This window comes from Streptomyces sp. MB09-01 (genome assembly GCF_033794505.1).
Classification (GTDB): domain Bacteria; phylum Actinomycetota; class Actinomycetes; order Streptomycetales; family Streptomycetaceae; genus Streptomyces.
The window spans coordinates 1-9,137 of sequence record NZ_JARAYQ010000298.1 but is presented as its reverse complement, the minus strand read 5'-3'; the positions used below and the strand labels follow the sequence as shown (position 1 = coordinate 9,137).

General features: G+C 71.4%; 9 protein-coding genes and 1 pseudogene. 9 read left to right on the top strand and 1 reads right to left on the bottom strand.

All coding sequences use genetic code 11. The features are described from left to right. Positions 1-127: 127 nt before the first annotated feature. The 8 genes and pseudogenes from PV721_RS37390 to PV721_RS37355 form a co-directional block, all read left to right on the top strand. Positions 128-769: pseudogene (locus PV721_RS37390) on the top strand (peptidase C39 family protein); the annotation flags it as partial. 169 nt (positions 770-938) lie between these two features. Next, positions 939-1,373 carry an SPW repeat protein gene (locus tag PV721_RS37385; protein WP_319732393.1) on the top strand — a complete coding sequence of 145 codons (435 nt, stop codon included), beginning with the start codon at positions 939-941 and terminating at the stop codon, positions 1,371-1,373. A 182-nt stretch (positions 1,374-1,555) separates the two neighbouring features. Further along, on the top strand, positions 1,556-1,708 hold the full coding sequence (locus tag PV721_RS37380; RefSeq protein ID WP_319732391.1) for an SCO1431 family membrane protein: 153 nt from the start codon (positions 1,556-1,558) through the stop codon (positions 1,706-1,708). A gap of 234 nt (positions 1,709-1,942) precedes the next feature. Beyond that, positions 1,943-2,644 carry a TetR/AcrR family transcriptional regulator gene (locus tag PV721_RS37375; protein ID WP_319732388.1) on the top strand — a complete coding sequence of 234 codons (702 nt, stop codon included), beginning with the start codon at positions 1,943-1,945 and terminating at the stop codon, positions 2,642-2,644. A 147-nt stretch (positions 2,645-2,791) separates the two neighbouring features. Further along, positions 2,792-3,964, top strand: coding sequence for an acyl-CoA dehydrogenase family protein (locus PV721_RS37370; RefSeq protein ID WP_319732386.1), 1,173 nt, complete (start codon positions 2,792-2,794; stop codon positions 3,962-3,964). A 5-nt stretch (positions 3,965-3,969) separates the two neighbouring features. Next, positions 3,970-4,281 (top strand): hypothetical protein, encoded by a 312-nt coding sequence (locus tag PV721_RS44155; protein ID WP_416371261.1) that lies wholly within the window; start codon positions 3,970-3,972, stop codon positions 4,279-4,281. Positions 4,282-5,736: 1,455 nt separating this feature from the next. Next, positions 5,737-6,870, top strand: a complete 1,134-nt coding sequence (locus tag PV721_RS37360) for a hypothetical protein (RefSeq protein WP_319732382.1) — start codon at positions 5,737-5,739, stop codon at positions 6,868-6,870. Positions 6,871-6,887: 17 nt separating this feature from the next. After that, the gene (locus tag PV721_RS37355; protein WP_319732380.1) at positions 6,888-7,979 is read left to right on the top strand and encodes a phosphotransferase family protein; all 1,092 of its coding nucleotides are present in this window, start codon (positions 6,888-6,890) and stop codon (positions 7,977-7,979) included. A gap of 34 nt (positions 7,980-8,013) precedes the next feature. Here PV721_RS37355 and PV721_RS37350 read toward each other — a convergent pair whose 3' ends face one another. Beyond that, positions 8,014-8,493 carry a hypothetical protein gene (locus tag PV721_RS37350; RefSeq protein ID WP_319732377.1) on the bottom strand — a complete coding sequence of 160 codons (480 nt, stop codon included), beginning with the start codon at positions 8,491-8,493 and terminating at the stop codon, positions 8,014-8,016. 217 nt (positions 8,494-8,710) lie between these two features. Between PV721_RS37350 and PV721_RS37345 the strand changes: the two genes are divergently transcribed. Continuing rightward, the coding region (locus tag PV721_RS37345) for an Lrp/AsnC family transcriptional regulator (RefSeq protein WP_319732394.1) at positions 8,711-9,137 on the top strand (427 nt) is incomplete at its 3' end.

Sequence of the window (9,137 nt, the reverse complement as noted above, 5' to 3'; positions counted from 1 at the left end):
GGCTGCTTCGCGCCCGCAGGTCACAGCGCCGTGGGTTCTTTGTCGGTAGACTTCTTCTGCGAAGCCCGCGGTCCCCCACCGACAGGCTTCGGCCCCCTTCCGATGTCCACAGCCGACGGCTGCGAAGGTCCCGCGCTACTCCCAGGAGACCCACGCCGGGCAGTACCCCGAGTACGACAACGGCGGCGAGGCCTGGTGCAGCCCCACCTCCTCGCAAATGATCATCGAGTACTGGGGCGGCAAGGCCAGCGCCACCGCCCTGGCCTGGGTGAACCCGAGGTACGCCGACCCGCAGGTCTGCCACGCGGCCCGCTCCACCTACGACGCCGCCTACAAGGGCTGCGGCAACTGGCCCTTCAACCCCGCGTACGCGGCCACCTACCGCGGGCTCGCCGGCGTCGTCACCCGCCTCACCGCCCTGTCCGACCTGGAGACCCTGGTCCGGGCCGGCATCCCGGCCATCACCTCGCAGTCCTTCCGCACGGAGGAGCTCACCGGCGCCGGCTACGGCACCGCGGGCCACCTGATGACCGTCATCGGCTTCACGGCCGCCGGGGACGTGATCGCCAACGACCCCAATTCGCCCGACAACCCCTCCGTGCGCCGCGTCTACAAGCGCGCCGAATGGGAGACGATCTGGCTGCGCACCAAGCGGCACGGCGCCTCGGGCAAGGTCGCCTCCGGCACCGGCGGCATCTGCTACCTCTACTTCCCGGCGGCCCTCGGCGCGGCGCACACGGCTGCGCTGACGGCGGTCGGGGTGCTCTGAGCAGGCTCCTGACCTGTCCCGGACAGGTCAGGAAGAGCTCGGGGAAGGCTCGGGGAAAGCTTGGGAAGGCCTCGTGGAAAGCTCCGCTGGTTCGGATGGCTTAACGGGCGGAATATGGGCATAAGTGGCATAAAGGGCATATAAGGCTCCTTGTAGGAGGCAGTCCGCCATGACCACTCATCCCAGCAGCATCGAGCACCACCCGGACCTTGCCGAGATGCGCACTCGGTTCGAGCGGGTGACCAGCACCCCTGCCGCGCAAGCCGTTGAAGCACTGGCCCTGGTCACGGGCCTGTACCTGGCGGCTTCGCCGTGGATAGCCGGCTTCAGCGTCCTGACCCCGCTGGCCATCAACAATCTGATCGCCGGCCTGGCGTTCTGCCTGTGCATGGGCGGTCTGGGTTCCGCTTACGAACGCACCCATGCGATGGCCTGGACCGCCGTTGCACTCGGCGCGTGGACGATCATCGCCCCGTGGGTCATCGCCGGAGAGATGGACACGACTCGTTCGGTGGTCAGCAACGTGATCACCGGGGTCGTCGCGCTCTGCCTCGGCCTCGCCATGGCGGGCATGGCGGGCCGCAGCCGCGATTCCCGCATCTAGCGCGACACCGAAGAGGCCCTCGGGCCCTCGTCGCACCCCTTGTTTCGGGGAAGCGGCGGGGGCCCGGTGGTGTGATGCGCGGTGTGATGCGTGGTGTGATGCGGCCCCTGGGTGTGATGCGCGCCACCACGTGACCCTCGTCATCTACCGCGAAGGCCGCGAACGCTGGCACATTGGACATCATGACTGCCGCCAGCGCCACCCCGACCGCCCCCGCCCTGGACCTCGTTCGCACCGGAGGCCCCAAGGGCGACTCCTCCTGGCTCGAGCACGTCCTCGGCTGGACCCTCGCGGTCGTCGTCGCCATGTTCGTCACCCAGGTCGGCTGGCTGTGACCGCTTCGCCTACGGGGCGCCGGCCCCCGTCGCCGGCGCCGCCGGCGGTACCACCGGCAGGTCGGGGCCGGGGCCGAGGCCCAGGCTGACCGGCCCGGTCAGCGCGGTCAGCGGGACGGGCGGGGTCGGCAGCAGCTCGGGCCCCGCGGTCGATCTGCGCCGTGCCGAACGTGGCTCGCCGTCGAGGCTGCCATACTGCGGGCACGTTGTGGCGGTTCGAGGCTAGGGCTGAATTTGAATATTGGTCAACAGCGCGGTGCGACCGAGCGTTCGCAGGTTCGTAGGGCCGAACTCATAGCAACCGGGCGCAAGTTGTTCGCCGACACCTCGTACGACGCGCTTTCGATGGACGACATCGCCAAGCACGCGGGCGTCGCCAAGGGCTTGATCTACTATTACTTCAAGAGCAAGCGCGGCTACTACCTCGCCATCGTCGAGGACTCGGTCGCCGAGCTCGTCGCCCGCGCCGGCAACGACGCGGACCTCCCCAACGCTGAGCGCGTCCGCCGCACCATCGACGGCTACCTGCACTACGCCGAGCACCACCGCGCCGCGTACCGCACCATCGTCACCGGCGGCGTCGGCTCCGACGCCGAGGTGCTCGCCATCCGCGACGCCGTGCGCGAGGAGCTGGTCGCCACCATCGCCGAAGGCGCGTACGGACACCGGGCGCTCCCGCAGGTCGCCCGGCTCGCCCTCGTCGGCTGGCTCTCCTCGGTCGAGGGGATCACCCTGGAATGGATCGGTGGGCTGGGTGGGGCCGACGTGGTGGGGCAGCAGCCCGAGCGCGCCGAGCTCGGCGCCCTTCTCGTGCGCCAGCTGCGCGCGACACTGACAGTGATCGAGGAATTCGTCCCGGAGTGTCCGGCACCTCCCGCTCCCGAAGGACCGTTCGGTCAGCGTGACGATCTTGCCCCGGTGACGGGAAGCCCCTGATCGGGCATACTCAAGCCGCCGCAGCCGCTGAACAGCCCATTCCGTGATCCGGGAGGGGACCATCGGCTGTGAGAGCACCGAAACCCGGCGGCGCGTCCCACACCTCACGCGTCGCCGCCGTGCCCGATCAGGGAGGAGAGCGCCGCCATGCCAGACCGCGCCCCGCAGCCGGTGGACCGTCAGCTGCCCACCGAGGAGTCCCGCGACCTCCTCGCCCTCGTACGCGAGATCGCCCAGAGGGAGATCCGCCCGAATGCCGCCGACGAAGAGGACTCCGGGAGGTTTCCCCGCGAGGTCTTCACGCTGCTCTCCGAGGCGGGTCTGCTCGGCCTCCCTTACCCCGGCGAGTACGGCGGCGGCGAGCAGCCGTACGAGGTCTACCTCCAGGTCCTGGAGGAGCTGGCCGCGGCCCGCCTGACCGTCGGCCTCGGCGTCAGCGTGCACTCCCTGGCCTGCCACGGCCTGGCCGGCTACGGCACCAAGGAGCAGCAGGGCGCGCACCTGCCCGCGATGCTGGGCGGCGGCCTGCTGGGCGCCTACTGCCTGTCCGAGCCGGCTGCCGGCTCCGACGCCGCCTCGCTCACCACCAAGGCGGTGCGCGACGGCGACGACTGGATCATCACCGGTACCAAGGCCTGGATCACCCACGGCGGAGTCGCCGACTTCTACACCGTCCTGGCGCGGACGGGCGTCGAGGGCCCCAAGGGCATCACCGCCTTCCTGGTGCCCGGCGACGCGGAGGGCCTGACGGCGGCCGTGCCCGAGAAGAAGATGGGCATGAAGGGCTCGCCCACCGCCCAGCTGCACTTCGACGGCGTACGGGTGCCGGACGCGCGGCGGATCGGCGAGGAGGGGCAGGGCTTCACCATCGCCCTGGCCGCGCTGGACGCGGGGCGCCTGGGCATCGCCGCCTGCGCCATCGGCGTCGCGCAGGCGGCGATGGACGAGGCGCTCACGTATGCGCTGGACCGCAAGCAGTTCGGGCACCCGATCGCGGACTTCCAGGGGCTGCGCTTCATGCTGGCCGACATGGCCACCAAGATCGAGGCGGGGCGCGCGCTGTACCTCGCGGCGGCGCGGCTGCGGGACGCGGGCAAGCCGTTCTCCCGGCAGGCGGCCATGGCGAAGCTGTTCTGCACGGACGCGGCGATGGCCGTCACCACGGACGCCGTGCAGGTCCTCGGCGGCTACGGCTACACCGCGGACTTCCCCGTCGAGCGCCTGATGCGCGAGGCGAAGGTGCTGCAGATCGTGGAGGGCACCAACCAGATCCAGCGCATGGTCATCGCCCGCCACCTGGCGGGGCCGGAGACCCGCTGACCCTGGTGCTGGTGCTGGTGCTGGTGCTGGTGCTGGTGGTGCTGGTCCTGGCCCGGGGCAGGGCGTCAGTACAGGCCGCTGCTGGTCGTGGGCCAGACCGGGGAGGACGTGAGCCGGGACCACTCCGGGTCGCGGCGACCGGGCAGAGTGCGGCCGGCATCGGCCCACCGGGCCAGGAGATCGCGGTAGATCGGCGGATCGGGCGTCTGTTGCTGTTGCGCTTGCGGTTGCTGTTGTTGCTCACGTGGGTGGGGATGCTGCCGCTGAACCGATTCTTCGAATCCCGGCGGCGTCGGCCTACGCCTTCGGCCGGTTGAAGACTGAAGCATGGTCATGCACGGCCAACGCGGGAGCGAAGGGCCGGGTAATCGCTCTCGGGGTACGGGTATCCGTTCGAGCCGTCCCCGGGGGGCGGGAGCCGGCTGACCGGAATCAGGGAGGGGCTGGGGGTTTCCCGGCGGTCTCATCGTCTTCCGTAGCGGGACGGTCCCTCAAGGGCGCTCCTTCGTCGCGTCGCTGCGCGATGGCCTGCGGCCACCCTCGACCGACCATCCCGCCACGGAAAGTCGAAGACAGCCGGGAAACCCCCAAAGAACGGGCCGGGCGATCACAGCAGGGACGGCCGGGACGGCGACCACCGGCCTGTTCGGGGGGCGCGTCCACTGTGCTACGTGCCTCGCCCGTCTCAGCGGCTGCGGGCCGTATGCGGCTGGACATTAGCCGCCACTGATCTGTGCGCACCGATCTGTACGCACCGACCGCCGTCGGGGTCGGGCATAGGCCGAGCCGCCTCCGACCGCTACGCGTTACTGAGTGACGGCGGCCGCAGGCCATCGGGGGGAAGACGACACGAGCCGCCACCGGTCGCTTTGCACTTTGCGTGTCTCTGGCTGCCGGCCGTGTTGAACCGGACTAAGCCGCCACTGGTGCCCGCGCTACGCACGCACTTCCCAGCGGCTGCCGCCCGTGCGTGGTTGCGCGTAGGCCGCCATCGATCCTGCGCGGCGGCGGACCCAGGAGGTCGGCAGGGCCGCCCCTCATCGCTGCGGGCTCCTGTGTGACCGCGGCCGCAGGCCGTGGGGGCTCGACATGGGCCCACCGATCGCTACGGACTCGCACGTTTCGCCGGGCGCCGGCCCGCCGCCGGTCGCCTGCCCGTCGGTCGCCCGCCGTCGGTCGCCGGTCGCCCGCCGTCGGTCGCCGGTCGCCCGCCGTCGGTCGCCGGTCGCCCGCCGTCGGTCGCCGGTCGCGGGCCCCCGCCCGCCGGCACGCCAGTTGCCGGCCCCCGCCCGCTGGGCCGCCGGTCGCCGGCCGCCGATCACCCCCCGCCGGTCGTCGGCCGTCTTGGGTTCGACATGGGTCGCCACGGCTGGCTGCGCGCTTCGCGCGTTCCAGCGGCGGTCGGCCGTTTGCGGGTGGACGTAAGTCGCCATCGCTCCCGCATGATGGCGGCCGTCGAGGGTCGGTCGGGCGCCTCTCATCGCTGCTGGCTCCTGCGTGACCGCGGCCGGTAGCCGCCCGGGGGTTGGCCCCAGCCACACGCCGGTCCAGTTCGGCTGAGGCAAGCTCCTGCCTCTCCACCCCCTCGATCGACCCATTGGCTCCTCCTTCCCGGCCCAGCGGCTCAGCGACGCGGCCCAGCGGCTCAGCGACCCGGCGTGGAGTGTCGGTGTGGCAGAGCGTGCCAGAAGGGGTGTTCCTGGGTGGTCTTTCTGACGTACCGTCATATTCGCCTGAGCCGCCCCCGCAGCCGTCCGTCCAGGAGGTCCGCCATGTCCGTCGACCGGCCCGTCGCCCTCGACGAGTACCCCATCCACCAGGCCCCCCTGTCGATGAAGCACCTCGTCAGCGGCGACCGCAACGCCTACGACCGCTGCATCTTCCACGTCTTCGACCACGCCGGCCGCGCCGTGCTCATCCTCGGTCTCGGCGTCTACCCCAACGCCGGGGTCATCGACGCCTACGCCACCCTCCGCATCGGCGACGAGCTCCTCGCCGTCCGGGCCTCCGACGCCCTCACCGACGATCGGATGAACCTGTCGGTGGGCGCCCTGTCCATCACCGTCGACGTTCCGCTCAAGCGGCTCACCCTGCGCTGCGCGGCGGATCCGGAGGACCCGGACGGGCTCTCGTACGACGTCACCTGGACCGCCGAGTTCCCGGCCGTCTGGGAGCCCCACCACGTCCAGCGGCGCGGTGACCGGCTCATGCTGGAGGGGCGCCGCTTCGTCCAGGCCGGTGGCGTGAGCGGCGTCATCCGGGCGAAGGGGGAGGAGTTCGTCCTCACGCCGGGGGAGTGGACCGGTACCCGCGACCGGAGCTGGGGGGTGCGGCCGATACCGGGTGAGGAGGGTGGCCGCGCCGCCGAGGAGCACCGGCCCGAGGGCTTCCACTGGCTCTGGATCCCGGTCCGCTTCGAGGACCGGTTCGTCATGGTCATCGCCCAGGAGGACGCCGACGGGCACCGCGCCCTGAACGAGGCCGTGCAGGTCTTCCCCGAAGGCAGCGGCCGCCACGACGTCCAACTCGGCTGGCCGCACACCGAGATCCGCTACCGGCCGGGCAGCCGGCACCCCGAGCGGGCCGTCGTCCACCTCACCGACCCGTCCCGCAAGCCCCTCGAACTGGGCGTGGAGATCCTCAACAGCTCCCCGTTGGCCGTCGGCGCCGGCTACCCGCCCGCCGGCGACTGGCAGCACGGCACCTGGCAGGGGCGCGGCTGGACCGACCGCCGCACCTACGACCTGTCCGACCCCGCGGCCCACCCCATGGCCGCCTTCGGGGTCACCGACCACTCGGCCCGCTTCACCCTCGACGGGCAGACCGGACACGGCATCTTCGAGCACGGCAGTTTCGGCCGCCACGACCCGAGCGGTTTCACCGACTACTCCTCCGTCGCCCAGTAGCAGGAAGGGGCTCACCCATGGCCACCGCGCCACGCCCGCGCACCTCCACCCGGGAGCCCGAAGAGCTCGGCCGGCGGCTCGCCGTCTGGCTGGACGGCAGGCTCCCCGGAGCGAAGGTCACCAATGTCTCGGTCCCCGGATCCAACGGGATGTCCAGCGAGACCCTGCTCTTCGACATAGAGCACCCCGACACCCCGCTCCGCGCCTGCGCGTTGCGGCTCGCCGCCGATCCGGCCGCCTACACCGTCTTCCCGATGTACGACATGCCGCGCCAGCACCGCGTGATGCGCCTGGTCGCCGAGCACACGGACCTGCCCGTCCCGCGGGTGCAGTGGCTGGAGGAGGATCCGGGGCCGCTGGGGGCGCCGTTCTTCGTGATGGCCCGTGCCGAGGGCCGGGTCCCGCCGGACGTCATGCCTTACACCTACGAGGGCAACTGGCTGCACGCCGCCACCGACGCCGAGCGCGCCCAGCTCCAGGAGGCGAGCATCTCGCTGCTGGCCCGCCTGCACGACCAATTCCCGGTCAGAGAAGCAGAGTTCCTCCTGCCGGACGGCAAGGGCACCCCGTTGCGCCGGCACGTGGACGCCCAACGCGCCTACTACGCCTGGGTGGTGGGCGGACTCGCCCCGTCCCCGCTCATCGAACGGGCCTTCGGCCGCCTGGAGGAGCTGTGGCCGGCGGACGAGGGACCCGCGGTCCTCAACTGGGGGGACGCCCGCATCGGCAACGTCATCTACGACGGCTTCACGCCGGTGGCCGTCCTGGACTGGGAGATGGCTGCCTGCGCCCCGCGCGAGGTGGACCTCGGCTGGACCGTCTACCTCCACCGGTTCTTCCAGGACCTCACCGTCGGTTTCGGACAGCCCGGCCTGCCCGACTTCCTGCGCCGCGAGGACCTCGAGCGCCGGTACGCCGAACTCACCGGGCACACCCCGCGCGACATGGAGTTCCACACCCTCTACGCCGCCCTCCGGCACGCCATCGTGATGCTGCGCATCGCCTACCGGCAGGCGCACTTCGGCGAGGTGGAGATCCCCGCGGACCCGGACAGCCTGATCCTGCACCACGCCAGCCTGGCCGCCATGGTGCAGGGAACGTACTGGTAGGGGTCGGAGCAGGGGCGGTGCGCCCGGGCGGTGGTCAGGCCGCCTGGGCGTGCTGCTGCCGCGTCTGCGCCTGCGGCTGCGGGAGCACCGGGCTCACCACACGGACCGGACGCGAGCCCGGACCGCCCACGTGCGAGAACGGCTGCGTCCGCCAGTCCAGACCCTGGGGCAGGGTCGACAGGACGACGGAATCGGGCTCCGGGGCCTCCACCGGCTGGATCATGCCGACGGTCGGCAGCGCGTCCGTGGCCGGCCGCCCGGTACCCGCGCACACCGTGAGCCCGAAGGGGTTCCACGGGGTCAGGCAGAGCGCGTGCTGCGGCAGGAACTCCTCGTCCGCGACGAGGGCGATCGACTGGCCGCAGTCGGGGCAGATGGCGTGGTGGATCTCGAATCCCTCGAGGTCGTCGGGGTATTCGGCGTATGCGCCGTCCTCGGGGTACGTGCCGTCCCCGGAATCGAGCGGTTCCAGGGGCTCCGGTTCGGTGCGACCGGCGCGCTTGGTGTTCAGCATGGATGTACTCCCCCTTGGGTGGGCCGGGCGGGCAGGTTCTGCGGCCTCGGCCACAGCAAGCACTTCCCGTCGAGCGTCACGAGTAACCACAACAGACCGGCCTGCGACTGCATACCCCTGTGGCCTTGGTCACATGCCTGGCGCAGATGCCTCCAGTGGGCGGACACCACTGGGCTTGGAGTGCCCTTGGGCCTTAAGTTGAGCGGCTATGAGCGCAATGGAGGAGCTGGACCGCCAGATCGTGGATCTGCTCGTACGGGACGGGCGGATGAGCTACACGGATCTGGGCAAGGCCACGGGGCTGTCCACGTCGGCAGTCCATCAGCGAGTACGCCGGCTGGAACAGCGCGGGGTGATCCGCGGGTACGCGGCCGTGGTCGACCCGGAGGCCGTGGGCCTGCCGCTGACGGCGTTCATCTCGGTCAAGCCCTTCGACCCGAGCGCCCCGGACGACATCGCCGACCGGCTGGCCGGCGTCCCCGAGATCGAGGCCTGCCACAGCGTCGCGGGCGACGAGAACTACATCCTCAAGGTGCGCGTCGCCACGCCCCTGGAGCTGGAGGACCTCCTGGGCCGGCTGCGCGCCCTCGCCCACGTCTCGACGCGCACGACGGTGGTCCTGTCCACCCCCTACGAGGCCCGCC